This window comes from Candidatus Thiodiazotropha sp. AKIB8 (genome assembly GCF_058244675.1).
In genome coordinates this window covers 1-24,026 of the sequence record NZ_JBSYOO010000018.1, presented here as the reverse complement: position 1 = coordinate 24,026, position 24,026 = coordinate 1, and the positions used below count along the sequence as shown (strand labels likewise).

Annotated in this window: 20 protein-coding genes; 17 read left to right on the top strand and 3 right to left on the bottom strand. The window is 48.9% G+C overall.

The features are described 5' to 3' along the window. Positions 1 to 365 precede the first annotated feature (365 nt). Together AC4IFB_RS03455 and AC4IFB_RS03450 are read right to left on the bottom strand one after the other, a co-directional pair. Positions 366 to 1,139 (bottom strand): polysaccharide deacetylase family protein, encoded by a 774-nt coding sequence (locus AC4IFB_RS03455; protein ID WP_490779399.1) that lies wholly within the window; start codon positions 1,137 to 1,139, stop codon positions 366 to 368. Continuing rightward, positions 1,139 to 2,965 (bottom strand): HAD-IIIC family phosphatase, encoded by a 1,827-nt coding sequence (locus tag AC4IFB_RS03450; RefSeq protein WP_490779398.1) that lies wholly within the window; start codon positions 2,963 to 2,965, stop codon positions 1,139 to 1,141. Before AC4IFB_RS03450 ends, AC4IFB_RS03455 begins: the two co-directional genes overlap by 1 nt. Positions 2,966 to 4,026: 1,061 nt before the next feature. Between AC4IFB_RS03450 and AC4IFB_RS03445 the strand changes: the two genes are divergently transcribed. From AC4IFB_RS03445 to rimI, 12 genes are all read left to right on the top strand, one after another. Beyond that, positions 4,027 to 4,494: a DUF302 domain-containing protein gene (locus tag AC4IFB_RS03445; RefSeq protein ID WP_490775007.1), complete on the top strand. Its 468-nt coding sequence runs from the start codon at positions 4,027 to 4,029 to the stop codon at positions 4,492 to 4,494. 252 nt (positions 4,495 to 4,746) lie between these two features. After that, a complete protein-coding gene (locus AC4IFB_RS03440) occupies positions 4,747 to 6,039 on the top strand; it encodes a BPSS1780 family membrane protein (RefSeq protein WP_490779397.1) in 1,293 nt (430 codons plus the stop codon). A 15-nt stretch (positions 6,040 to 6,054) separates the two neighbouring features. Next, positions 6,055 to 6,756, top strand: coding sequence for an RDD family protein (locus AC4IFB_RS03435; RefSeq protein ID WP_490779396.1), 702 nt, complete (start codon positions 6,055 to 6,057; stop codon positions 6,754 to 6,756). After that, positions 6,756 to 7,745 carry a stage II sporulation protein M gene (locus tag AC4IFB_RS03430; RefSeq protein WP_490775004.1) on the top strand — a complete coding sequence of 330 codons (990 nt, stop codon included), beginning with the start codon at positions 6,756 to 6,758 and terminating at the stop codon, positions 7,743 to 7,745. Before AC4IFB_RS03435 ends, AC4IFB_RS03430 begins: the two co-directional genes overlap by 1 nt. Further along, the gene (locus tag AC4IFB_RS03425) at positions 7,732 to 9,210 is read left to right on the top strand and encodes a DUF4129 domain-containing protein (RefSeq protein WP_490779395.1); all 1,479 of its coding nucleotides are present in this window, start codon (positions 7,732 to 7,734) and stop codon (positions 9,208 to 9,210) included. The genes AC4IFB_RS03430 and AC4IFB_RS03425 overlap by 14 nt, the downstream gene beginning before the upstream one ends. Continuing rightward, positions 9,200 to 10,345: a DUF4350 domain-containing protein gene (locus AC4IFB_RS03420; protein WP_490779394.1), complete on the top strand. Its 1,146-nt coding sequence runs from the start codon at positions 9,200 to 9,202 to the stop codon at positions 10,343 to 10,345. The genes AC4IFB_RS03425 and AC4IFB_RS03420 overlap by 11 nt, the downstream gene beginning before the upstream one ends. A gap of 2 nt (positions 10,346 to 10,347) precedes the next feature. After that, entirely contained in the window at positions 10,348 to 11,322 is a 975-nt protein-coding gene (locus AC4IFB_RS03415; RefSeq protein WP_490775001.1) for an AAA family ATPase, read from the top strand. Beyond that, positions 11,319 to 12,623: a DUF58 domain-containing protein gene (locus AC4IFB_RS03410; RefSeq protein ID WP_490779393.1), complete on the top strand. Its 1,305-nt coding sequence runs from the start codon at positions 11,319 to 11,321 to the stop codon at positions 12,621 to 12,623. The genes AC4IFB_RS03415 and AC4IFB_RS03410 overlap by 4 nt, the downstream gene beginning before the upstream one ends. 135 nt (positions 12,624 to 12,758) lie before the next feature. Then, a complete protein-coding gene (pssA, locus tag AC4IFB_RS03405; protein WP_490775018.1) occupies positions 12,759 to 13,559 on the top strand; it encodes a CDP-diacylglycerol--serine O-phosphatidyltransferase in 801 nt (266 codons plus the stop codon). 211 nt (positions 13,560 to 13,770) lie between these two features. Next, positions 13,771 to 15,321, top strand: coding sequence for a 2-isopropylmalate synthase (locus AC4IFB_RS03400; RefSeq protein ID WP_490779392.1), 1,551 nt, complete (start codon positions 13,771 to 13,773; stop codon positions 15,319 to 15,321). Positions 15,322 to 15,361: 40 nt separating this feature from the next. Continuing rightward, positions 15,362 to 16,144 (top strand): uracil-DNA glycosylase, encoded by a 783-nt coding sequence (locus AC4IFB_RS03395; protein ID WP_490779391.1) that lies wholly within the window; start codon positions 15,362 to 15,364, stop codon positions 16,142 to 16,144. Next, the gene (gene rimI, locus AC4IFB_RS03390) at positions 16,141 to 16,629 is read left to right on the top strand and encodes a ribosomal protein S18-alanine N-acetyltransferase (protein ID WP_490774997.1); all 489 of its coding nucleotides are present in this window, start codon (positions 16,141 to 16,143) and stop codon (positions 16,627 to 16,629) included. The genes AC4IFB_RS03395 and rimI overlap by 4 nt, the downstream gene beginning before the upstream one ends. Here rimI and AC4IFB_RS03385 read toward each other — a convergent pair. Beyond that, positions 16,622 to 17,239 (bottom strand): putative metalloprotease CJM1_0395 family protein, encoded by a 618-nt coding sequence (locus tag AC4IFB_RS03385; protein ID WP_490779390.1) that lies wholly within the window; start codon positions 17,237 to 17,239, stop codon positions 16,622 to 16,624. The genes rimI and AC4IFB_RS03385 overlap by 8 nt on opposite strands. 933 nt (positions 17,240 to 18,172) lie before the next feature. On the opposite strand from AC4IFB_RS03385, the gene AC4IFB_RS03380 reads away from it, so the two are divergent. The 5 genes from AC4IFB_RS03380 (at position 18,173) to glgC (ending at position 23,685) form a co-directional block, all read left to right on the top strand. Next, complete coding sequence (locus AC4IFB_RS03380) at positions 18,173 to 19,012, top strand: type IV toxin-antitoxin system AbiEi family antitoxin domain-containing protein (protein WP_490779389.1); 840 nt, start codon at positions 18,173 to 18,175, stop codon at positions 19,010 to 19,012. Positions 19,013 to 19,020: 8 nt separating this feature from the next. Further along, positions 19,021 to 19,935 carry a nucleotidyl transferase AbiEii/AbiGii toxin family protein gene (locus AC4IFB_RS03375; protein WP_490774994.1) on the top strand — a complete coding sequence of 305 codons (915 nt, stop codon included), beginning with the start codon at positions 19,021 to 19,023 and terminating at the stop codon, positions 19,933 to 19,935. Positions 19,936 to 20,098: 163 nt separating this feature from the next. Next, complete coding sequence (locus tag AC4IFB_RS03370; protein ID WP_490774993.1) at positions 20,099 to 21,685, top strand: peptide chain release factor 3; 1,587 nt, start codon at positions 20,099 to 20,101, stop codon at positions 21,683 to 21,685. Between the two features lie 168 nt (positions 21,686 to 21,853). After that, positions 21,854 to 22,063, top strand: coding sequence for an acetyltransferase (locus AC4IFB_RS03365; RefSeq protein ID WP_490774992.1), 210 nt, complete (start codon positions 21,854 to 21,856; stop codon positions 22,061 to 22,063). A 401-nt stretch (positions 22,064 to 22,464) separates the two neighbouring features. Next, positions 22,465 to 23,685: a glucose-1-phosphate adenylyltransferase gene (glgC, locus tag AC4IFB_RS03360; RefSeq protein WP_490779388.1), complete on the top strand. Its 1,221-nt coding sequence runs from the start codon at positions 22,465 to 22,467 to the stop codon at positions 23,683 to 23,685. The last annotated feature ends 341 nt before the right edge of the window (positions 23,686 to 24,026 follow it).

The window sequence follows — 24,026 nt, the reverse complement described above, 5'->3', positions numbered from 1 at the left end:
CCCACCCTACGCGGATTGAATATATCAGCACCAGCCATCACTTTATGAGCTGTGTATGGGGCGTGTCCAGGCCATAAGTATTATTCCTGTTTAGAATTGTAGGGTGGGGCCATGCCCCACCATAGTAAGCTGGGAAATAGTCTGAAGTTGCTAAAATAATTTATTCAAGTTCTACAGTTATTATCTACTCCAGTCGTGAATATCTAACCCCTTTTGGTGGGGCATGGCCCCACCCTACGTGGGACGCATGGTTTGTTTTTAAATATCATCTGGAAGTAGGGGGGTAACCATATTTCCATATGGCGTGTTTCTACAGGACGACTAAACCAGTATCTGGCCCCTGCTCGATACTTGAGTGATCTCTTTTAGGTGTTGCTGACAATATCATAAGCATCCGCAATAGGTAGAATGCGTGCGCCACTATTTACTGCTTGCCCAAGTACCCAATCGAGCTGCTCTGGGGTGCAGTCATATGCTCCAGGATTTCCAACAACACCATGCGTATATAGGACAAGCCACCCACCCTGTCTAACTGTTGTGCTGATGATTTCAGCCATAGAGGATCTATTGAAGCTGGGATTGTAGATGCTGGTTGCTCTGAGTAAATAGAGGTCGCTCTGATCAGTATTTATGCCCGGTCTCGAACTGCGCATGGTTTTGTAGTGTTTTGATAGTAGCTTTTTAGCCTTGAAGCTAACCAGTCCGAAAGGGTAGGAAAAGTGCTGGATTGGTTTTCCTTCTATCCAGGAACTGAGTGTGTTGATGTTCTGTTCAGCATCACGCTCCATCTCTTCAGCGCTCCCCTGATCGAGTCTGTAGTGACTGTAAGTGTGGCAGGCAATGTCATGTCCTGACTGGTGTAGCTGTTCGACATTTGAGCGGTTTAGAAAACGTTCTGCTGAATCGGTTTCTGAATCTATTAAATCCTCAGGGGAGGCGAGTCCGGTTGCAATATAAAAGGTTGCTTTAATCGAGTGTTTATCCAGAATGGCAAGACCATTTTTTAAAGCACTGTAGGGGACATCATCAAAAGTAACGCTGATGATAGCCTGATTGAGTTTAATTTTGCGGGTGTCGTTGATGAAAGATTGGTATACCCGTGTTTTTATCTCTTGAAGTGCTTTCAGGAGGAGAGACATCAGTTGCCGCTCCATATGACCTTGATGACGCCATCATCGGGAATGGGTTTGGCGAGGTCATAGGCAAAAGTTGTCAGGTTGTCCTGCTTCTCTTTGATGGAGAAGTTCATGTCAGTAAAGACAGTAGCCGCTTTTTTGTTTCGATCACTCTCTTTATAAAGAGCAGTCAGATGTGAGTGATCTTGCTTTTTGTAGTACGACAATAGAAATGAGATAAAGGCATGTTCAACACGTTTTGACTGCACACGACAGCTGAACATCAAGTCGATAAGCTGGGCATTCCGGTTGTTGACTATGGCGAATCCAATGGTGCCGTAAATACCATATTTATCATAGCAGTCGATGACAAAAGCATCCTTCTCCTCATTCGCCATAATCTCTTCGATCTGTTCGCGTTGGTAGCGATTACCAGAAAAATTGAGTTGATTCGTACGTTGCACGAGCTCCTGAATTCTCTCGATCTTTTTAATTGTGGCCTGGTCAATATTGAGAGTGATTTCGCAGGATTGAAGGAATGTCAGGTAGTCACCATCAAAAGTTGATAGCTCGTCTTGTCGGGTCTTTTCATATTGGTAGAGTTGTCGTCTGAGGTGTGATTCACTACTGACTCTAGGGTTGAATTCAGGCATTGAGAGTAGTTTGTCGTACTCTAGCGCATCATAGACACGAACATCAGGATTGAGTGATTTGACTTCATCCCGTTCGAATGGCTGGTCATCGATGAAGGCGAAAGTGTTTGCGCCTACGTTAAAATCTTTAATCAATTCTCTGATGTATTGACCTTTCTGTCCCCAACCGATTTTGGGGTAGACCACATAATCCTTGAGTCCTATCTGCTGCAGGAAGTTGAGTGCATCATCTGGATTGTTCTTGCTTACTACCGTATTCAGTATGCCGCGTTTATCCAATTGCTTGATGATCTCTATAATGCCGGGTTTGAGTTTGAGTTTATCTGTGCCGTCCTCAATAAGGATGCCATCCCAAACTGTGTTGTCCAGATCCCATGCGATGACTTTGATGGTGGGGGACTTTTCACTTTGATCTGATTGTCTGGACTCTTCCAGCCAGATGAAAGTCAGCAGGCCGAAGTAGAGGGTGAGTCCTTCAGCTGATTTATCGAGAATATTGGGATTCAGGGTGATATTAAATCTTTTATTCAGATCCAGGCGGGTTGCTATTTTCTCAAACTCAATCGTGATTCTGTTGAATCCAGGTTTCAGTTCTACGAGCTCCTGGTAACCCATGTTGTATTCAGTCTGATCCGTGTTGCTGATGACCAGTGATAGATTGACGCTGTCAGGATTCGGGTTGTATACCTCCATCATGAACTGTTCAGGGTCTCCTGCAGAAGCCTCCTTGAGGAATCCGTTTTTAGTAAGAATTTGTTTAAGTCGGCGTTGAATTCTAGTGGTTATAGATGGCCTGCCTTTGATAGAGATACGTTTATCGGGTATTAAACTGACAAACATATCAAAGGCAGAAACAAATTTTTCGACCCTGGAGGCTGTTGAAAATGGCATCATGTTTAGATTTGCATAGGCCATCAGCTGACCCCAGCGCTTGAATGCGATACCGACGATCTGTCGAGAAGTGCCTTTGATGGGGGATATGCCACCAACAAATCGACGGCATTTGCCATCATCGCGAGGTTCATATAGATCGCAGCTCTGATAGCATTCAGGCATTGCACATTCGGTGCAGTGCTCTTCCCAAGGCAGTACGGTATATCCACGAATCTCCGGATTCCTGGATTGAAACTGCTGTTTGATGTCATCTGGAATGGCATCAGCAGCAAGATTGTCGTGATTGGCTTCCAGTTCAAACATAAATCGGCTCTATATTAAAATTTCAGTATCTGCCTATGCTCCGGCCTAGGCAGTTAATTAATCCTTTGTTCGGCGTTAGTGCCAAATCTGTTAAACAACTTCTCTGCCTGGGTGGCATTGCATCTGTTCAAGTGATCCGGTTCTAACGATCCCAGGAATAAGCTTTAGATCCTTCTTAAAGGTCATCAGGAAATGAGCTTGTCATTGCCGATCATTGTTCTCCTCTCAGATTATACTTGCATAAGTAAAAGATAGAGACAGCGTCTTCTTCCATACAGCAATAAAGGCTATTTCTGAAGCTGTGGGTATCTACTTGGTTCATAATGCTGTAATTGACTATCTGATGAAGAAATAAAGATATCAATGTGCATTGTCACATTCTATCTCCTTACTCTCTCTGTCTAAGCGCCGTGAACTGGGCGAATTGTAACAAACTTTAATCTCCAATTATGGAATTTACCGAGCGGCTTACTAGTGGGCCGCGTCACAAGCCCCATTGGCGCTTGTGGTGCGGCTGAGGGTTACCAAATTTACCGAGCGGCCCACTAAGCTCAGTCGATGTGTATGATAGCTGAAATCAGCTAAATAGTACTATAATCCTGAGCTGCGAATGATGATATATAGACTGAATATATTTCAAGTGAATAAATCACTATATGCCCCATAGGCAGTCTGCTGTTTGCCCCTATATTTAGTGCCTATACCCAAATAGGGGGGTGCTGTGATTGGGGGATGCCATAGGTGTGCTAATCCGCGGGTTGTCTGCTTGCTGCTTATTTGATCCGATAGGTATACTGACCTTATATCATTGGTCTGCTCGCTCTGAAGATGACTGATTATGGTGCGGGGAGAATAGGTTTCAGCTGTTCGATCATTGTCTCATGCTCTATTCAGGCAGTTTGCACCCCTCACTGCATCGGTTTCAGATATCCAGGTGCTCACTTTTCGTATGTGACAGCCCAGATCCATTGATGGATGAGCCTTTTAAGGATAAATATAACCCCGTGCAATTTGTGGGCTGAGGGGGTTGGCTAACTATTAAATTGAATGATTTGGAGGTTATGATGAAGTTTCTTTGGGTTATCTGCTCACTTCTTCTCAGTTCCAGCCTGGTGTCAGCCTCGGAGATGGGAGGAGGGGATCCAGTGAGTGTCTTCACATCGGAAGAGTCTTTCGAAGATGTGGTGGAAAATGTCAAGATGGCGGTCGTTGATCAGGGGCTACTGGTTAGCGGAACCCTGCATGTCAGTGACATGTTGAATCGAACCGCCTCTGATCTGGGCTTTTCCCAGCTCTTTTTAAAAGCTGAATCGGTGGAGTTCTGCAGCGCTCTGATGTCACATAAAATGGCCCAGGCTGCGCCGGAGAATATCGCAATATGTCCTTTTACCATTGCTGTTTATGTCAAACAGAGTGAACCAGGAAAGGTCTACGCAGCCTATCGTGTCCCTCATCTAATGGGAGATGGAGGGGAGGCGACAAAGGATATCATCAATCTGTTTGAAACTATCCTTGAAGATGCACTTTAGTTAGTGCCTATTCGATTAGTGTTAACAGGCCCTAGTATGACGCACCACACTAGATTGAATTCTAATGTTCAATAGGATTTGAATTCCTCTATTCGGTTAAAATTCAACAATTCAAGGACTTCCACTTCTTGCCGTAATAGAATAATAACCCGGAGACCAGTTGGGTATATTGGGTAATGCATAGGATGAGCCTGAATATCTGCTCAGTAGTAAGTGCTGACAGTTGTTTGGGTATTTTGGAGAACCGTAGGAATGTCAGAAGTTTTTAGAGTTATCTATACTGGAAAGGTAGAGCCTTCAGCAGATCAGGCGCGTCTTGTCGCAATATTCAGTGAAAAATTCAAACTTGGGCAGGAGAAGGCACAAAAGCTGGTTGGCAGCGGTAGAGCGGTTACCTTAAAGAAGGATCTTGATCGGGAAAAAGCACTTAAGTATAGGGAAGCACTTGAAAAGCTTGGCATGGTTATCGAAATAGACCCGGATCCTGATCCCCCACCTGAAGAGCCTTCTTATCCCTCAGAATTGACACTGGAAAGCTTCGGTAGTGGTGATGATGAGACTACTGAGGTTTTGGATCAATCAGAGATACATAGAGAACGCTGTCCAAAGTGTGACTCGGGCAACATGCAGTTAGGCATCTGTCAGAGCTGCGGTATTGTCGCGGCCAAGTATATTGCTGCCCAGGTTCGAGATGGCGATACGGGGGTTAATGACCCTGAAGCGGGTGGGGACGAAAGGGACGACCCATATACCCCTCCTGAAGCCGATCTTGAGGATGAGAGTGATGACGAGATGGTCGGGCCTCGCTCAGTTTCATCGGGCCGCGCATTTGCCTGGATGGTTGGGGGGTGGAGACTCTTTTCAGAGGCACCATGGTCCTGGATGATCACACTGGTGATCTTCGGCATAGTGAATATACTCCTCTCCCTAGTGCCTTTTTTAGGCCCTATTATAGTCTCGGTGTTGGGGCCAGTCTTAATGGCAGGCTTCATGATCGCTTGCAATGAGCAGGATGAGGGCGGTCAATTTTCAATCGGTTATCTATTTTCTGGTTTCAGTCAGAATGGTGGGCAGAACATTCTGGTTGGCTTATTCTATCTGTTGGCCCTCTTCCTGGTCGGCTTGGGGATGGGGTTTATCTTGGTTGATTCAGTTCAAGACCTTATTGCCCTGGGTGCAGGAGCAGAGGAAGCGGCTGCAAAGCTTCTGACCACACCCATACTGGTTGGTTTAGGCCTGTCTGTGATCGCCATTACTGTTGTTTTGATGGCTTATATTTTCGCACCTGCTCTGGTTGCACTGGATGATCAAAGCGCCTGGAGGGCCATGAAGTTGAGTTTCGTTGGCTGTCTGAAGAATATCCTGCCACTGACACTCTACACTCTATTGGCCTTGTTACTGTTTCTGGCGAATGGGCTGTTTATGTTCTTGTCATCGATCTCTCCGATACTTTCAATGATTCTCTTTGGTATCGGTTTCCTGGTAATATTTCCAATCCAGATCGGAGCGATCTACACTGCCTATAGGGATATCTTTTACGATTGATCAATGGTCTTCGGCATGAAGGAAGGGACTCCTGATTCACCTCTCGATACCCTAAGATGGTATGAAATTCCCGAAGGTGTAATGTTGCAATTCCGGCTTGCAGGCCCGGTTGTACGCGCCTGTGCCTGGGCTATTGATGCATTGTTAAGATCGGTTATCTATATTGTCCTGGCAGTGATTCTGAGTCTCTTTGGAGGACTGGGCGGGGGCGTGATGCTGATTGGTCTGTTTCTGATCGAGTGGTTCTATCCTGTGGTATTCGAACTGCATAATGGTGCTACACCTGGCAAACGGGCGATGGGAATCCTGGTGATTCAGGAGAACGGTACCCCGGTTACGCCCAGTGCTTCAGTCATTCGCAACCTACTGCGCAGTGCAGATTTTCTACCCTTTCTCTATGCAGTCGGTTTAATTGCAATGTTGAGTAACAGAGGCTTTCAGCGCCTCGGTGACCTGGCCGCTGGAACGCTGGTTGTCTATCGTGACCAGATAAAGGAGCGGGTTGCCCCATCCAACGCTCCTCCCCTGAAACCACCCTTGAATCTGTCGGAAGATGAACAGTTGGTTTTGTTGAGCTTTGCAGAAAGGGGAGGCGAACTCTCTGAGGAGCGTCGACAGGAGTTGGCAAACTTGATCTCCCAGCAAACCGGCCTGGAGGGGGCTGAAGCTGTAGCTGCCATGACCGCTTATGCAAACTGGATTCTCAAGGGGCGCTGATGAAACAGCAACAGTTTGAGACTGAAAATCTACCTCTGTGGGATGAGGTGGAATCGTTGATGAGCGATCTTCAGCTGAACCGGCATAAGCGACAACTCACCACTGAACAACATCAACGTTTTCCTGCTCTATATCGTCAGATATGCAGCCACTACGCCCTGGCACGCAGTCGAGGGTTCAGTCCTGCTCTGGTGGAGCAGTTACATAGTCTGGTGTTGCGTGGCCATCCACTGCTCTATCGATTCAGGGGGGCATGGCTATGGCGGACGATGCAATTCATCTTTGCAGGATTTCCCACAGCGGTTCGTCGGAACAGCGGTTATTTTGTAGTCTCGCTACTGGCCTTTCTTCTACCCGCAGTGATTATGGGTGTGGCCTGCTATCTCAATGAAGATCTACTCTATACAGTGATGAGCGAGTCGATGGTGGCCCAGATGGAACAGAACTACGATCCTGCCAATGATCGGCCTGGCCGGGCAGCTGAGCGCAGTTCCGAGACAGACTTTATGATGTTTGGCTACTACATAATGAATAACATCGGTATTGGTTTCAGAACTTTCGCAACAGGGATTCTGTTTGGTTTGGGATCACTGTTTCTTCTTATGTTCAATGGTCTGGTGATTGGTGGGGTAGCGGGTCATTTGAGTCGATTGGGTTATCACGATACTTTTTGGCCGTTTGTTTCAGGACATGGCTCGTTTGAATTGACGGCAATCGTTATCAGTGGCGCAGCGGGATTGATATTAGGGCATGCCCTGTTGTCTCCCGGCCAGCAGACACGACTGCAGGCACTGAAAAAAGGGGCGTTTAATGCGCTGCCACTGGTGATGGGGGCTGCAATGATGCTGCTTTTTGCGGCTTTTATCGAGGCATTCTGGTCATCCAGTAGCGTATCAATCTCGATAAAATATAGTGTCGCTGCGTTGCTCTGGAGTTTAGTGGCACTCTATCTGATTTTTACAGGACGTAACGCCCATGGATCTGAATAAGATCGCCATCAGATTGCGCCCACGCAGCAGTTGGGAGGGAATGGATCTGGGCTTCGCTATGGCGCGTGAGTGGTTTCTGAATCTTTGGTTACTGTGGTTGTGTAGTGCTCTGCCGGTGATGCTGCTGTTGACGCTGTTGCCTCTTCCACTGTGGCTTGCAGGGGTGATTATGTGGTGGTTAAAGCCTGCCTATGAGCCGCCTCTACTGTTCTGGATGAGTCGCCGGGTCTTCTCTGAAGAGGTAACCCTTTCTGCTGTTTTCAAAGAGTGGACCCGGATTGTTCTGCCGCAGCTGTTTGCATCACTCACCTGGCGAAGGCTTACTCTCTCCCGCTCTTTTTTTATGCCGGTTGTCGTGCTGGAGGGGCTGAAGGGCGCAAGGCGAACAAAGCGCATATCTGTGTTGGGTAAAACCAGTAATGTAAGCGTTTGGTTGACCTCAGTTGGTCTCCATTTTGAGGTGATCCTCCAGTTTGGATTGCTTGGATTGATATTGGCTCTGATTCCTGAGGATCTGCTCTGGGTCGACTGGCAGAGTTATCTATTCAAGCCCGATCCTGTCAGCGAATGGCTGCACCATCTGTCTGCCTTGGCGGCCATGTCTTTGATTGCGCCATTCTATGTGGCAGCAGGCTTTGGGCTCTATTTGACCCGACGCAGTCAACTCGAGGCCTGGGATCTTGAACTGGGTTTGAGGCAGCTGGCACAACGGCATCCACCTCGACCTGGGATGGCAGGCAAAGTGGTGGTTGCTTGCCTTGCTCTCTTATTTTCCGGCATGGCTCCGCTTGATAGCAGTCAGGCTATGGAGATAAGTCGAGCCGAATCCCAGTCATTGATTGAGGAGGTTTTAAAGGATGAAGCCTTTGGCCAGGAGAGAGAACGACACTATTGGAAATATATAGGGGATGATGAAGATTCTCCTGAAGAGTCGGATTCTGCCTTTCTGCAGTGGCTTGAAGATATTGCCGAACATATCGCTGCTTTGGGCGAGTTTCTACTGTGGATCCTGGTTGCTGGCGTGTTGGCTTTCCTTGTCTATTGGTATTTTCAAAATCGAGGGATGCTGGGCATATCTGGTTTTGGTAAACAGAAACGAGGAGAACCACCGCGAGTTGTGGCTGGGCTGGATCTACGTCCGGAATCCCTACCCGATGATCCAGCTTCAACATCAGCACGGTTGATTGAACAAGATAAGATCAGGGATGGCTTGGGATTACTCTATCGGGCTACCCTGTCGCAGTTGGTGCATGCTTATGCCCTGCCAATTCACGAGGGGGCGACGGAAGGTGAATGCCTGAACCAGAGTCAGACTCTTGCTCAGCCAGGGATCAGCAACTATTTTGCTGAATTGACTGCCGCCTGGCAGCAGCTCGCCTATGCACATCATCGGCCTGAAAAAGCGCATCTGCTGGAACTGTGTCGCTCTTGGGGTAACCATTTTGAGGTGGATCATGCAGGGTAATCGCATGACCATCACAGTGATAATCGTGTTATCGGCAATGGTTGCTGCTTTAGGCTGGCTCTGGTTCGATAAGAATTTTGAGAAGCGCACTAAGATAGAGCGGTCGGCGATGGGTGAAGAGGCGAGAAGGAACCCCTTATTGGCAGCCGAAATATTTCTGAGACGATTGGGTCTGGAAGTTCAGAGCCAGTCAGGAAGAGCCTATCTGATGCAGCCACCTGAGGATGAGGGGCTACTCTTCGTACGTGACCTGGGACCGCCACTGCCTCAGGTTAGTGTGGATAAGTTACTGACCTGGGTGGAGCAGGGTGGACATCTTGTAGCCAGTCCTAGTGGTCAACAGGAAGAGGGAAGGGCAGATCCTCTGCTGCAAAAATTTGGGGTCAGCTTACTCTACCTGGATGAAGAGGAGGAAGAGTTCGATAGGGGAGCTCTTTTCCTGCCTAATCTAAATGAGGGGTTGGAAGTCGATTTTGATCAGCAGAGGTGGTTTGAAATCGATGCAGATTTTGAGGGTGTCAACCCTGTAGTTTCCGATTCGCAATTTCTGGTTTTTCCCTGGGGAGAGGGGCTGGTGACCCTGGTCAGTGATAGTGAGATCTTCACCAATCAGCAGATTTCAAAGTTTGATCATGCCAGATTGATGGCTCATTTTGCACCTGAAAGGGGGCGGGCATGGTTACTCTACAGTGCTCAGATGCCATCACTGTTTACGCTGGTCTGGCAATGGTTTCCCTACCTTGTAGTGACCATTGTTGCGATGATTCTATTGATTGTTTGGCGAATGAGTCGGAGTTCAGGTCCAAAACTGACAGTGGAAGAGACTGCCAGGCGCGATCTGCTGGAACATCTCCTGGCCAGTGGGGAATTTGCCTGGCGAAATGATCAGAAGAGCGGGCTTTTGCAGGGTGCCAGGCATCAGGTGGAGAAGCGCTGGTTGAGTGCCCACCCGGTGCTGCAACAACTCGACCAACAGGCGCGATGTGATTGGATAGCGAAACATACAGGGTTAACCTCGTCAGCCATCTACCAAACGCTCTATCCCAACAAAGGGGATAGTGCTCAATTGATAAAAAATACAGTCAATCTGCAGCGTTTGCTCGCTGCCTTGCATCCGGACAGGAAAGTGAAATAGCCATGCATGATGAATCATCTACCCCCCAGGATCTGCTGGCTCGTGCCAGGGAATTAGAAAATGAAATTGCTCGTGCAGTGATTGGGCAGAAACGGGTTGTCCACGAAGTGGTTCTAGCCCTCTTCTCTGCCGGCCACGTGCTTGTCGAAGGTGTACCTGGACTGGGGAAAACACTTTTGGTTAGAAGTCTTTCAGCTGCTATTCAGGGGGAATTCAGTCGTATTCAGTTTACCCCTGATCTAATGCCCAGCGATATCGCTGGGCATATTATGTTCGATATGAAGAGCGAGAATTTCCGGGTACGCAAGGGACCCGTATTCTGTAATCTGCTACTGGCGGATGAGATCAACCGATCCCCGGCCAAAACCCAATCTGCACTGCTGGAAGCGATGCAGGAGCAGCAGGTTACCATCGAGGGTCGAACCTTTCCTTTGACAGCCCCATTTCTTGTCTTGGCGACACAGAACCCTATTGAGCAAGAGGGAACCTACCCCCTGCCTCAGGCACAGTTGGACAGATTTCTGCTGAAAGTCTTTATCGACTACCCGGACGAGGCAGATGAGCAGGCGATGGTCTCTCTGGTTACTCAGGGGATGGTGGGGGATCAACTCGATACTTCCGCAATACGCCCATTGCTGAAGGCACAAGAGATTCCTCAAATTCAGACCCATGTGGCTGGATTACAGATGGACGAACAGATTATCAACTATGCAGTTCGACTGGTAAGGGCAGCCCGAGAGTGGAATGGTATTGAAGCCGGGCCGGGTCCCCGGGGAATAATCTCGCTGTTACGCACGGCCCGGGCGGAGGCTTTCCTTCAGGATAGAGACTATGTAACACCGGATGATATTAAAACAGCAGCACTTCCGGTACTGCGACACCGGATTCGTTTGACCACTGATTTAGAGATCGAGGGCTATCGCGCTGAAGATGTGTTGAAGGATCTCCTGGATAATATACCGGCACCAAGAAAGTGACACCCTCGCTACGTTTGATCCTGTTACTGGGGCTGCTCATGCTGCCGGCTCTACTTGCAGCCTGGTACCCTGATTTGGGTAGTGTCTGGAAAGCAGGAGCTGCTCTGCTTCTAATGTTGGCACTATTGGATCTACTGGGTTTACGACGAGTTCCCACGCTAAAGGTAGCGCGAAAACTGCATACCACTATTCCTGTTGGTGTTTGGACCGATGTGCAAATTGAGCTGGAGAATCGTGCCGACCGCAACCTGCAGGTGACACTGCACGATCACCATCCGCCAGATTGCGAAGTCAGGGATCAGCCACAGACCCTTAATCTACCTGCCCAGCGTCAGGTCAGCCTGGACTACCGGATATTGCCTCGATCCCGGGGGGAGAAAAGTTTTGCTGGTGTAGAACTGATTATCCACTCCACTCTTGGATTCTGGACAGAGAAGCGATTTATAAACCAATCGACCCAGGTCAGGGTCTACCCCAACTTTCGAGAGATTGCCCATTTTGCTCTGCTGGCAACCGATAACCATCTGAGTCAGATGGGGATACGAAGGCGCCAGCGTCGAGGTGAAGGTAGCGATTTTCATCAGCTGAGGGAGTATCGAACTGGTGATGCATTACGACAGATCGATTGGAAAGCCAGCTCCCGATATCGCAAGCTGATCTCCAAAGAGTATCAGGATGAACGGGATCAGCAGCTGGTGTTTATGTTGGATTGTGGTCGACACATGCGCCATAGGGATGAAGATGGTGGCCACTTGGATCATGCTTTGAATGCGATGTTATTGCTCAGCTATGTTGCTGAGCGTCAGGGAGATTCGGTAGGTTTTCTGAGTTTTGGTGGTGTTGATCGCTGGCAGCCACCGGTCAAGGGGGGGGATCTGGTACGCCGGTTACTCGATCGGAGCTATGATATTGAGGCCACCCTGGAGGCTGCGGATTACCTAACAGCAGCGCAGAAGCTGATCTCTCTGCAAGGTCGCAGGGCACTGTTGGTGATACTTACCAATAGTCACACAGAAGAGCAGAGTGAGCTGCACAAAGCGGTTACAATACTCTCCAAGCGACATCTGGTGGTGGTTGCCGATCTACATGAAGCGGCACTGGATAAGGTGGTTGATCAGCCCATAACTGATCGCCAGGGGGCGTTAAGATTTCAGGCGGTGGTGGACTATTTAGGTGAGCGCAGGGAGAGTCATGACCGGCTTAAATACCGGGGTGGGCTGGTAATCGATAGCCGACCTCAACAACTGCCGGTCAATCTGGTGAATGCTTATCTTGATGTCAAATCGACCGGTGCTCTCTAGGGCCTGTTATACTAACGGCCCGGCGCAACCAAGGCAGCCGGTTTTAAACAGTGCCACTCTAAGATGCTGGGGAGATTGCCAATCAATCCCGGCGTGCTTATTTTTTGCCATTGAAACAAAAAGGCTATAGATGTGATCGAGACTGAAGAAGGTAAACGGAAGAAACGCAGCAGAGGTATCTATCTGCTGCCCAATCTCTTTACCACCGCGGCCCTGTTTGCAGGCTTCTATGCCATTCTTGCTGCTGTCAACGGAAAATTTGAACTCGCTTCTGTGGCGATCTTTGTTGCGATGCTGATGGATGGTCTGGATGGGCGTGTTGCTCGACTGACCAAGACCCAGTCTGCTTTCGGTGCGGAATACGACAGCCTCTCTGATATGGTCTCTTTTGGTTTGGCGCCGGCCCTCGTTGTCTATATCTGGGCTTTGAGTGATTTGGGTAAACTGGGTTGGCTGGCTGCTTTTATATATACCGCAAGTGGTGCGCTGCGACTGGCCCGTTTCAATACCCAGATTGGTATTGCAGACAAAAAATATTTCCAGGGCTTACCCAGCCCCTCTGCTGCCGCAATCATAGCGGGGGGCATTTGGTTAGGGGTGGACTATGAAGTTTCCGGTGAGAGTCTGAATTGGGTAGCAGCAGTATTGACAACCTTGACCGGGTTACTGATGGTCAGCAATTTTCGCTACCACAGTTTCAAAGAGATCGATTTCAGTGGCAAGGTGCCCTTCATAGCCCTGGTTGTGGTGGTGGTGGTATTAGCCATTGTCCAGACCCATCCACCAACGGTGCTCTTCTTACTGTTTCTTGCATACGCAATCTCTGGTCCGGTGTTGACCCTGACACAGTTGCGTAAGCACCGGGAGGAGAGAAGTGTGACAGATCAGAATGGAGCGCCTGATCAGGATAGTGATGACAGCGGTCAAGCAGGGTAAAACTAACGCTGCTTCACCACACTAGGTTATTCTTGAAGTCACTTAATATTAAGATTATTTTACAGTTAGCCTAGCTGCGGACAGTCTCGCCAGGCAGGTACGTTATGGCTGAAAGAGGCCTGTCTGGTCGCTAGTTAACATAGTAATATCAGCAAGCATTCGGGTTTAAGAACCGTTCAGGGAAAAATCCCCTGCCTTGCCGGAGAGAAGCATGAGTCAAGCCGATCAATTGATCATTTTCGATACCACCCTACGTGATGGAGAACAGAGTCCGGGTGCGTCTATGAACAAGGATGAAAAGGTCCGCATCGGCAAGGCTTTGGAAAAGCTCCGAGTGGATGTCATAGAGGCCGGATTTCCCATTGCCAGCCCAGGTGATTTCGAAGCGGTTTCTGCTGTTGCCAATGTGGTGAAGGACTCTACGATATGTGGTCTGGCGCGAGCCTTGGACAAGGATATCGATAGAGCAGGTGAGGCGCTAAAACATGCCAACTCCTCCCGCATCCATACCTTCATTGCGACCTCACCTATCCACATGGAACATAAATTAAGGATGAATCCTGATCAGGTAGTCGAGCAGGCCGTGCATGCGGTTAAGCGAGCCCGTAAATATACCGATAATGTGGAGTTCTCGGCTGAGGATGCGGGGCGTTCTGAGATTGAATTCCTCTGTCGTATTTTCGACGCCGTGATAGAAGCCGGTGCACGAACACTGAATGTACCCGATACAGTAGGCTATGCCATGCCTCATCAATTCGGCGAGATGATTCATCAACTGCGTGAGCGCATTCCAAATTCCGATAAAGCGGTTTTTTCTGTGCACTGCCATAACGATCTCGGTTTGGCGGTGGCCAACTCCCTCTCTGCGGTGAGCAATGGGGCGCGACAGGTGGAGTGTACGATCAATGGTCTCGGAGAGCGGGCAGGCAATGCATCCCTGGAAGAGATCGTGATGGCGGTGAAGACCCGGCAGGATGTCTTCCCATGCCAGACCAATCTGGATACCACCCAGATCGTCAGCTGCTCCAAACTGGTATCCAATATCACCGGTTTTCCGGTACAGCCAAACAAGGCTATTGTAGGGGCCAATGCCTTCGCGCATGAGTCTGGTATTCACCAGGACGGGGTGCTGAAGTCTCGTGAAACCTACGAAATCATGCGTGCAGAGGATGTAGGTTGGAGTCAAAACCGGATGGTGTTGGGTAAACACTCTGGCCGCAATGCCTTTCGCACCCGCCTGGAGAGCCTGGGTATCAGTTTTGAATCAGAGGAGGAGGTGAATGCGGCCTTCGCCCGTTTCAAGGATCTGGCAGATAAAAAGCACGAGATCTTTGATGAAGACCTGCAGGCATTAATGACAGATACCAAGACCGAGGCCTTCAATGAAAGGATCAGGTTGGTCTCTCTCAAGGTCTGCTCCGAGACCGGGGAGACGCCTCGTGCTGAGGTAACGCTTGGCCTGGATGGGGCGGAGGAGCCTGGAACAGCAATTGGAGGTGGGCCGGTGGATGCCACCTTTAAAGCGATCGAAAGTATCGTTAACAGTGGTACTGAACTACTGCTCTATTCAGTGAATAACATTACCAGTGGTACCGATGCCCAGGGTGAGGTGACGGTTCGTCTGGAGATGGATGGACGCATTGCCAATGGCCAAGGTGCAGATACCGATATCGTTATCGCTTCTGCCAAGGCCTACATCAATGCAGTCAACAAGATACTTATCCCTGACGCCAAAGCCCATCCTCAGACCGGTGATGTATAGTATCCGGGAAACCATCCACAGGGGCGTTCAGTCATAAGCTATGGATGAGCAGAGTCGTCAGCACTATTTGAAGATGATGGGGGTGACCCAGTGGCGGATTCGGCAACCGGCTGATGCGGAAGATTTCGCAGATGAAGTTGCTGAACTCTCCTCGCAGCAACAGGTTGAAGTGGCAGAAGCAGCTCCACCTCCACCTGCAAGGAGGGCTGTGGTAGAGGCCGTGCCAGCTCCCGCACCCGCCACCGCCACTGAGATCGATACCCCTGATTGGTCAGCTTTAAGATCTCAGGTTAAGCAGTGTCATCAGTGCGGTTTACGCAGTGGGGCTACTCAAACAGTGTTTGGTGTTGGTAACGAACAGGCCGATATGTTGGTTATAGGTGAGGCACCTGGCGCAGATGAGGATAAGCAGGGAGAGCCATTTGTTGGCCCCGCCGGGCAGTTGTTGAATGCCATGTTGAGGGCTATGGGGTTTCGACGTGAAGCGGTGTTTATCGCAAATATCGTTAAGTGTCGGCCGCCAAACAATCGTGACCCAAAAGCAGAAGAGGCGCTCGCCTGTCAGGCCTATCTTTTGCGTCAGGTAGAGTTGATCCGACCAAGATTGATTCTCTCTGTTGGTCGAATCTCTGCCCATAATCTGCTCAAGACTGATATTGCTGTAGGAAAGTTAAGAGGACGAGTCCACGCTTTTGGTGAAAGAAATATTCCGCTGGTGGTCACCTATCATCCAGCTTATCTACTCCGATCCCCGGAGCAGAAGGGAAAGTCCTGGCAAGATCTACAATTGGCCCTTTCAGTACTGCGAGAGGGACATACATGAGTGCCCAGGTTACTGATCCGCTATTGGGAATCCGTCCAATGCAGGAGCAGGACCTGCCTCAGGTTTTCGCCCTTGAAAAAGAGATCTATCCATTTCCCTGGACGATGGGTATCTTGCAGGACTGTCTGCGAGTGGGATATTGCTGCTGGGTGTTGACCATGGATAAACAGATGATCGGCTATGGTGTAATGTCGATCGTGGTCGATGAGGCTCATATTCTCAATATCTGTATCGATCCCAAATGGCGAAAGCGGGGACTGGGCCTGAAGTTAATGCAGCGTCTACTGAAGGTTGCAGGACAGCACGGTGCAGAGACAGTTTTTCTTGAGGTCAGGGTAAGTAATCTTGCCGCACTTCAGCTTTATGAGAAGGTGGGGTTTGTCGAGGTAGGCCAGCGAAAAGGTTACTACCCGGATGCTGATAATTCCAGGGAAGATGCGATTGTACTCTCTTTGGAAATGGTCTCAGAAAAAGTGACTAAATAATTTCGTCAATCGTTGATGGGGTAGTGTGAAGTGTGCCTTGAATGCCACTGAAAGCAGCAATCGCGCGACGGTTCAGAACGGGAAGTTCTTGCATAGCAATATCTTCAGACTCTTCTCCTGCAGGTTTGGACTCTTTCCGCTCACTCATCTCCAGTTGCTGCTCGGCCCTGATGTCACCACGGGCTTGATAAGCCGTTGCAGAAGCTTGTGCAGCCACCATGCGATCCTGCGGTGAAGGGTCTGCCGGTGCCAGGGCCGCGCGGCGAATGGTTTCAGCCTGTCTGAGCTGTTCTTGAGGTGTGCTGGCATGGGCGGCACTGATCGATACCTCTCCACCAACAGCGTAATTCCTGCCATCAGGGCCTGTCTGATAGGTATAGCTACCACCAGAAACCATGCTGCCTGCCGCTGCCCGATGTGCAGCTTCGTGGGCTCTCACTTCCCGGTCCCGTTGTTGCAATTCCCTTACCTGGGCCTGCTCTTCCGGAGAGAGTTGGCTGGGTTGGCCGCTCTCCCGTACAGGTCGCTCAGTTGAGCTCTCTTCTGTGGCGGGGGTTGCAGCGGAATCTGTTGAACCGGGCAGTTGGGTGATATCACGGGCAAGCGGCATCCGCCCAGACTGAGACGAATGGCTGTTAACAGCTGATAACATACCAAGTGATAGGTCCATAACACTCAAATAATCTAATTACCCAATTAAATTATATGCAACTTTTAGAAATTGAAATGCTAAAGCGTCGTCAAATGCAAAAAAACAGGTTTATTTGGGTGTTAAATTCTTTTTTGTATGCCAGCGGGCGGTGAAGCAGGTATTTAAACCTAAAAAATCTGTTGACCGCTCCATTCAAGGGCCGATTCGATTAGTGTTAACAGATCCGAATAGCAGGTTCCTGCTTTTGTAGAAAATAGCTTCGACGGTCATGGTCACCTGTTGGGTGAATCACACTACAGCGTGAATTGCACGCTTGTGGCGGCGTTACAACTCCTTGGAATAGCGGGCTGTGCAGGAGCGCCCCTTACCCTGCGCCACCACAAACGCACACTTCACGTTGCCCAACTGATCTTTTTTAGGTTAATAGCATAGCGCTACCACTTTGGAGTATTGGCAAGATTAATCTCCGTAATTTATACGGAGATTAGAGCCGCTATTCTCCGCAGAGAGCGTTTCCATACCTGTTTCAGCCTTGCTTAGGTGCTGTTTTCTACTTGTTTTGCTGTATTGGCCAATCCGAGGTGCGCCTTGGTCAGGGTTCCCGGTCTCCTCTAGCGGTTGTCCTCATAGCCTCCCGTTTCTAGCCGGTGTCGCCAGACCGGCAACGGGCTGCCCGCATAACCGTGTCACCCGCCCCCCCCTTCGGTTTGCTTTATGCTATTTTTACGGCGTTAATCGCCGTGAAAAATAACATAGGTAAACTGTGCATGTTTATGATAGTTTATATCAATTGAATTCTACGGCGATATTCGCCGCAAATATAGTGATAGGTAAACCAATAGGCTGCTTCAGAAAGCTTAATAGCCAAAATACAAAGAAAGGTAAGTGCGCTTGGTTAATAGCACGACTTCACAGTATGACGGTGTAAAAGGGGCTTATAAACAGTCACTTAAAACGCTTTTGCCTTATGGCATGTTAGCCACTAAGAGGTGGCTTGCTGAGCAGGGCTTAAGTGCTCATACCATAGATAATGCAGTGAAAACAGAAACCCTGTTGCTGCTGGTAGCGGGTGTATACAGCCAGTATTCCCGCTCAGTGAGCTGGGAAGGCGTAGTTGCTTCTATGCAGCGCATGGAGAAAGCCGAAAGTGCAAACGTGCCACCTGTGGTGGTCGGTGGGCTATCGGCACTTTCTTTATCTGGTTTGTCGCAATATCTGTCATTAGGCAGTAAGTCGCATATCCATCTCTATGCGGCAGGTAAGTTGCCGACATGGTTAGCGCGTTTGTCGCTACCTGTAGAGTTTGAAAGGCATGGCACAAGTAAACTGTGGCCTGAAACCCTTTTGATGGATAGGACTTTCATCAAGGAGCATGAGTGGAAAGCGGAATTGCCGCCTGTCTATTTCTCATGCCCAGAGAAGGCGATATTGGAATTATTGATAGATTTGCCAGGCGCAGTGACGTTTGAGCATGCCAATGAGTTAGTGCAGGGACTGGTGAATTTATCACCCAGAAAACTAGATACGCTTTTGAGAGCCTGTAAGAGCGTAAAGGCCAAGCGATTGTTTTTCTGGCTGGCGAAACGCCAAGCTTATCCCTGGTTAAGTAAGCTTAATGTTGAGGATTACGATTTAGGCTCAGGCAAGCGCGTTGTAGCTAAGGGCGGCAAACTGGATAGAGATTATTTAATCACTGTCCCGTCGCATATGGCAAAGGAAAGCGAAGAATAAACTCAGGGATGGATAGAAACAGCATTTATTACAAGCAAGTGCAGCTGTTAATGCAGGTTTTGCCCTTTGTCGCCAAACAAGACTGTTTCGCGCTCAAAGGTGGCACGGCGATTAATCTCTTTGTTAGAGAGTTTCCGCGCTTGTCTGTTGATGTTGATCTGGTCTATTTGCCCATCATAGGCCGTGATGAGGCTTTGCAGGAAATTAGCGAAGCACTTGATGCGATTTGCGCAGACTTAAAAGCCGTGTTTAAAGATGTTGAGCTAACAGAAGCCTATAAGTCAAAGCGCGATGCGCTAAGACTGATTGTTGCCCGTAACGGTGTGCAGATTAAGGTGGAGCTGTCACCTGTATTACGCGGCACGGTTTACGAGCCGCAGATTATGGAAGTATGTGCCGCGGTAGAAGATGAATTTGGCTACGTTGAAGGGCCTGTGGTGGCCCTGGCTGATCTTTATTCAGGTAAAATATGTGCTGCATTAGATAGGCAACATCCAAGAGACTTATTTGATGTTAAGTGGCTCTTGGAAAATGAAGGTCTGACAGATGAGATACGCAAGGCCTTGCTTGTATACATCTCAAGCCATAATCGGCCTATAGCCGAATTACTGAGGCCGCAATATAAAGATATATCGGCCATTTATGCAGGTGAGTTTGCAAATATGGCGAAGACGGAACTGCCGCTGGAAGAGTTGGTGGCCGTTAGAGAGCGCTTGGTAGAGCTTATCCATCAAGGGCTAACCGATAGTGAGAAGGGCTTTTTACTGTCGTTTAAAAACCGTGAGCCGGATTGGGCGTTACTTGGATTAGAAGGTGTCGACAAGCTTCCAGCCATTAAATGGAAACAGATTAACCTGGCTAAAATGCCAAATGACAAACATAAGCAGGCGTTTGAAAAGCTAAAAGAAGTACTGGGCGTGTGAGTTATAGCGCTTAGTCATATTTGCTAATATGGCGCTAATAATTTATCAATGCTCTGATAGGAGGTTTTGCTGGCTTTAAGTCTCGCAAAACTGCTTGGAACAGGGCTTAGAGTTAACTTTGTTTTTTCGTACAAATGTTTGTACAAAATGGGAATTTAGATACATGGCAGACGCCAATTTTATCAATGAAATCAACAAGAGACGCACGTTTGCTATCATCTCGCACCCCGATGCCGGCAAGACGACCCTGACAGAAAAGCTACTCCTGTTCGGAGGCGCCATCCAGATGGCGGGTACTGTCAAAGGACGAAAAGCGGCACGTCACGCCACATCCGATTGGATGGAGATGGAAAAGGAGCGTGGCATATCGGTAACCTCATCGGTCATGCAGTTTCCCTTTGGGGAGGATGTTGTCAATCTGCTTGATACCCCGGGACATGAAGACTTCTCTGAAGATACCTACCGCACTCTCACTGCCGTCGATTCCGCATTGATGGTGATCGATGTGGCGAAGGGTGTTGAAGCACGAACCATCAAACTGATGGAGGTTTGTCGCCTGCGAGACACCCCGATTCTGACCTTTGTCAATAAACTCGATCGTGAAGGGCGAGATCCACTGGAGATCCTGGATGAGATCGAGGAGGTGCTGAAGATTAAATGCGCACCGGTCTCCTGGCCTATTGGCATGGGTAAGCGTCTGAAAGGGGTCTACGATCTACGCACCGACACCACCCATCTTTTCAGTGCCACCCATGGCGGCAAGATTCAGGTCGGCGAGGTTATCGAGGGTATCGACAATCCCAAACTGGATGAACATATCGGCAGTCAGGCAGTAGAGTTGCGTGAAGAGATCGAGTTGGTACGGGGCGCCAGCCATGAGCTGGATCTCGAGGCCTATGCGAAAGGTGAGTTGACGCCGGTATTTTTTGGATCAGCAATCAACAACTTCGGTGTAAGAGAGCTGCTGGAAGCGTTTGTTGAATATGCGCCAGGCCCGCTCTCACGCAATACCCAACAACGTCTGGTAGAGCCGGCGGAGAAAAAATTCTCTGGTTTTGTGTTTAAAATCCAGGCAAATATGGATCCCCAGCACCGGGATCGGGTTGCTTTTCTTCGGGTCTGTTCTGGCACCTACCGCAAAGGTATGAAGATGCGTCATGTGCGTATGGGTAAAACAGTTCAGATCAGTAATGCAATCACGTTTCAGGCAGATGAGCGGCGTCATGTGGAAGAGGCCTGGCCTGGCGATATCATTGGGTTGCACAACCACGGGACGATTCAGATAGGCGATACCTTCACTGAAGGTGAAGAGCTGAAATATGAAGGCATTCCCTATTTTGCTCCTGAACTATTTCGTCGCGTCGTGTTGAAGGATCCATTGAAGCAAAAGGCCCTTTTGAAAGGTGTGCTGCAGTTATGTGAAGAGGGCGCTACACAGGTTTTTCGTCCAATGAAGAACAATGATCTTATTCTTGGCGCAGTGGGTGTTCTGCAGTTCGATGTGGCTGTTGAACGACTCAAGCATGAATATAAGGTCGAGGCGATCGTTGAGCCTGTGAACGTGGCAAACACACGTTGGATCGAATGTGAAGATGAAAAGATGCTTGAGCAGTTCAAGCAGAAGAACCATGACAATCTGGCTTTGGATGGAGATGACCAGCTGGTCTATCTCGCACCCACACGGGTAAATCTTGATCTGGCTATTGAACGCTGGCCGGATGTGGATTTCATGTCCACCAGGGAGCTTTAGTTGATCGGCTAGGTATTTGGTCGCTGAGTATCAGGTTCTTGAGATGATCAGATAATAATACCCGGAATGGAATCAGGGCTTAGATACATTGAAAATCGAAGCGGCTAAACCATACTTACTGGTAGAGGGTAAGCAATGTTTCCCGCCTGGAACTGCAGGAGGTCGTCAATGTTTCTAATGCAAAAAAATAGCGAAAAATTGGTTGAAGTACTGAGCATGCCCGATCTGTTCAATCCCAACCACAAAGAGATCGTTGGGCGTTTCCATGCTGGTGAAGAGATGCAGGAAGCGGAAAAGTTTCTGAAAGTACAGATGCAATTCCCTTCAGGTGAACCACTTCCCCAGTGTTGGTTGGACGCTGGGTATCGGCAGCATTAACCTAACGAGGCTCTGAACAGGTCTGTGATCGACAATTCATCGTAAAAATATACGCTTCCATGTGAGAGGATTTGGAGTTGCGGGTTTGTGCCTGCGCTTCACATCATGAATTGGCCCATTTTCAATAAATCTCACCTCAGGCCTGACAAATTCTGAGTATGCCTGATTGTCTCTATCTCAAATGGTCTGTGCGCTTTCAAAGTGCATCGATCAGATTGATCCAAAATCCATGATGCTTAATGGTGCATCATTCTGAATCATCTTCAGGGTTATAATCATAAGCGATGATAGAAAACAGTGAATTGTTTTAGGTTACAATCCTCGATGCAAGAAAATATCCTCTAGGACTGTTTATTGCTAGTGACTTATCCGATAGCGAAATAACAATAGGAAGCGATCCGATGCTAGATAAAACAGTGACGGTAATACTTGCCGGAGGACATGGTTCCCGTTTAAAGCCCCTGACTCAGGAACGAACCAAACCGGCGGTGCCCTTTGGTGGGCAATACCGAATAGTCGATTTTACCCTGGCGAATTGTCTGCACTCCGGTCTGAGAAGAGTATTGGTATTGACCCAATACAAATCCCACTCTTTACAGAAGCACCTGAGGGATGGATGGTCTCTGTTTAACCCGGAGCTGGGTGAATATATAACCGCTGTTCCACCACAGATGAGAACCGGTGGCAGTTGGTATGACGGTACTGCTGATGCGGTCTACCAAAACCTCTATATGCTCAAGCGCAGCGGTGCTGAGCGGATTCTGATCCTCTCTGGTGATCATATCTACCGTATGGATTATGCGCCGATGCTGGCCTTTCATGAAGAACATAGCTCCGGGGTCACCTTGGCAGGTATGGAGGTGCCCCTGGCTGAAGCGAGTCAGTTCGGTGTGATGGGGGTGGATGATCAGGGGCGTGTGACTGATTTCCAAGAGAAGCCTAAGCGGCCAACACCCTTAAAACCGGGTGAGGAGAGTGCCCTGGTATCGATGGGGATCTATGTGTTTTCTATCGATCGGCTGATCTCAATTCTTGAAGAAGACCATATAAGGGATGATTCCGGGCACGATTTCGGTTACGACATTCTGCCGAAACTGATCGATGAAGCTGGGATCTATGCCTATCGTTTTGGTGGTGAGGCTGGTCGTGTAAGCCCAGATCGCTATTGGCGGGATGTAGGTACCCTGGACAGTTACTATGAGGCGAACATGCAGTTGCTTGATCCGCAACCTGCATTGGATCTCTATCAGCCGGAGTGGCCGATACGAACCCATCATGCTCAATATCCACCAGCCCGAACTGTACCGGGTGTGACGGGTAGTGAAGGTATCTTTATCAACTCAATCGTTGCCAATGGGGTGGTGATTGTAGGGGGTAGTGTTCAGCGTTCGATTCTGTTTCCCAATGTTTATATTGGCGATGAAGCAGTGATCCATAACTCTATTCTTTTCGAAGGTGTCAAGGTTGGGGATGGCGCTGAGTTGGAAAACTGTATTGTCGATAAGGGGGTTGTTGTTCCGCCTGGTGAGCGAATAGGTTTCGATAAAGATCAGGATCAAGCGCGTTTCACTATTTCAGACAAAGGTGTTGTTGTAGTGCCGAAGGGGTATAGATTTTCCTGACTACCCTCCATACTCAGAAAAAGAGTATCAACCTCTATATACGTAATATGCGGGCAGAGCAATTGGTGGGGCATGGCCCCACCCTACACTTTATCGACAGGTAGGGTGGGGCCATGCTCCACCAAATCGCCCTGGTAACTCATAAAAACCACCTGCAACCTTCCGCAGATCCTTAACTATCACCATAGCTGACTTTGCAGCGCCGTAGCCTGGATGGAGCGCAGCGGAATCCGGGTTATCCGACACATCTCTTCCCGGATTCCGCTGCGCTCCATCCAGGCTACGGCGCTGCAAAGTCAGCTATGGTGATAGTTAAGGATCTGCGGAAGGTTGCAGGTGGT

Bases quoted from the DNA above. Each gene is read 5' to 3' on its own strand.
- AC4IFB_RS03455 (WP_490779399.1), bottom strand. From the start codon at position 1,139: ATGTCTCTCCTCCTGAAAGCACTTCAAGAGATAAAAACACGGGTATAC.
- AC4IFB_RS03450 (WP_490779398.1), bottom strand. From the start codon at position 2,965: ATGTTTGAACTGGAAGCCAATCACGACAATCTTGCTGCTGATGCCATT.
- AC4IFB_RS03445 (WP_490775007.1), top strand. From the start codon at position 4,027: ATGATGAAGTTTCTTTGGGTTATCTGCTCACTTCTTCTCAGTTCCAGC.
- AC4IFB_RS03440 (WP_490779397.1), top strand. From the start codon at position 4,747: ATGTCAGAAGTTTTTAGAGTTATCTATACTGGAAAGGTAGAGCCTTCA.
- AC4IFB_RS03435 (WP_490779396.1), top strand. From the start codon at position 6,055: ATGAAGGAAGGGACTCCTGATTCACCTCTCGATACCCTAAGATGGTAT.
- AC4IFB_RS03430 (WP_490775004.1), top strand. From the start codon at position 6,756: ATGAAACAGCAACAGTTTGAGACTGAAAATCTACCTCTGTGGGATGAG.
- AC4IFB_RS03425 (WP_490779395.1), top strand. From the start codon at position 7,732: ATGGATCTGAATAAGATCGCCATCAGATTGCGCCCACGCAGCAGTTGG.
- AC4IFB_RS03420 (WP_490779394.1), top strand. From the start codon at position 9,200: ATGCAGGGTAATCGCATGACCATCACAGTGATAATCGTGTTATCGGCA.
- AC4IFB_RS03415 (WP_490775001.1), top strand. From the start codon at position 10,348: ATGCATGATGAATCATCTACCCCCCAGGATCTGCTGGCTCGTGCCAGG.
- AC4IFB_RS03400 (WP_490779392.1), top strand. From the start codon at position 13,771: ATGAGTCAAGCCGATCAATTGATCATTTTCGATACCACCCTACGTGAT.
- AC4IFB_RS03395 (WP_490779391.1), top strand. From the start codon at position 15,362: ATGGATGAGCAGAGTCGTCAGCACTATTTGAAGATGATGGGGGTGACC.
- rimI (WP_490774997.1), top strand. From the start codon at position 16,141: ATGAGTGCCCAGGTTACTGATCCGCTATTGGGAATCCGTCCAATGCAG.
- AC4IFB_RS03385 (WP_490779390.1), bottom strand. From the start codon at position 17,239: ATGCCGCTTGCCCGTGATATCACCCAACTGCCCGGTTCAACAGATTCC.
- AC4IFB_RS03375 (WP_490774994.1), top strand. From the start codon at position 19,021: ATGGATAGAAACAGCATTTATTACAAGCAAGTGCAGCTGTTAATGCAG.
- AC4IFB_RS03370 (WP_490774993.1), top strand. From the start codon at position 20,099: ATGGCAGACGCCAATTTTATCAATGAAATCAACAAGAGACGCACGTTT.
- AC4IFB_RS03365 (WP_490774992.1), top strand. From the start codon at position 21,854: ATGTTTCTAATGCAAAAAAATAGCGAAAAATTGGTTGAAGTACTGAGC.
- glgC (WP_490779388.1), top strand. From the start codon at position 22,465: ATGCTAGATAAAACAGTGACGGTAATACTTGCCGGAGGACATGGTTCC.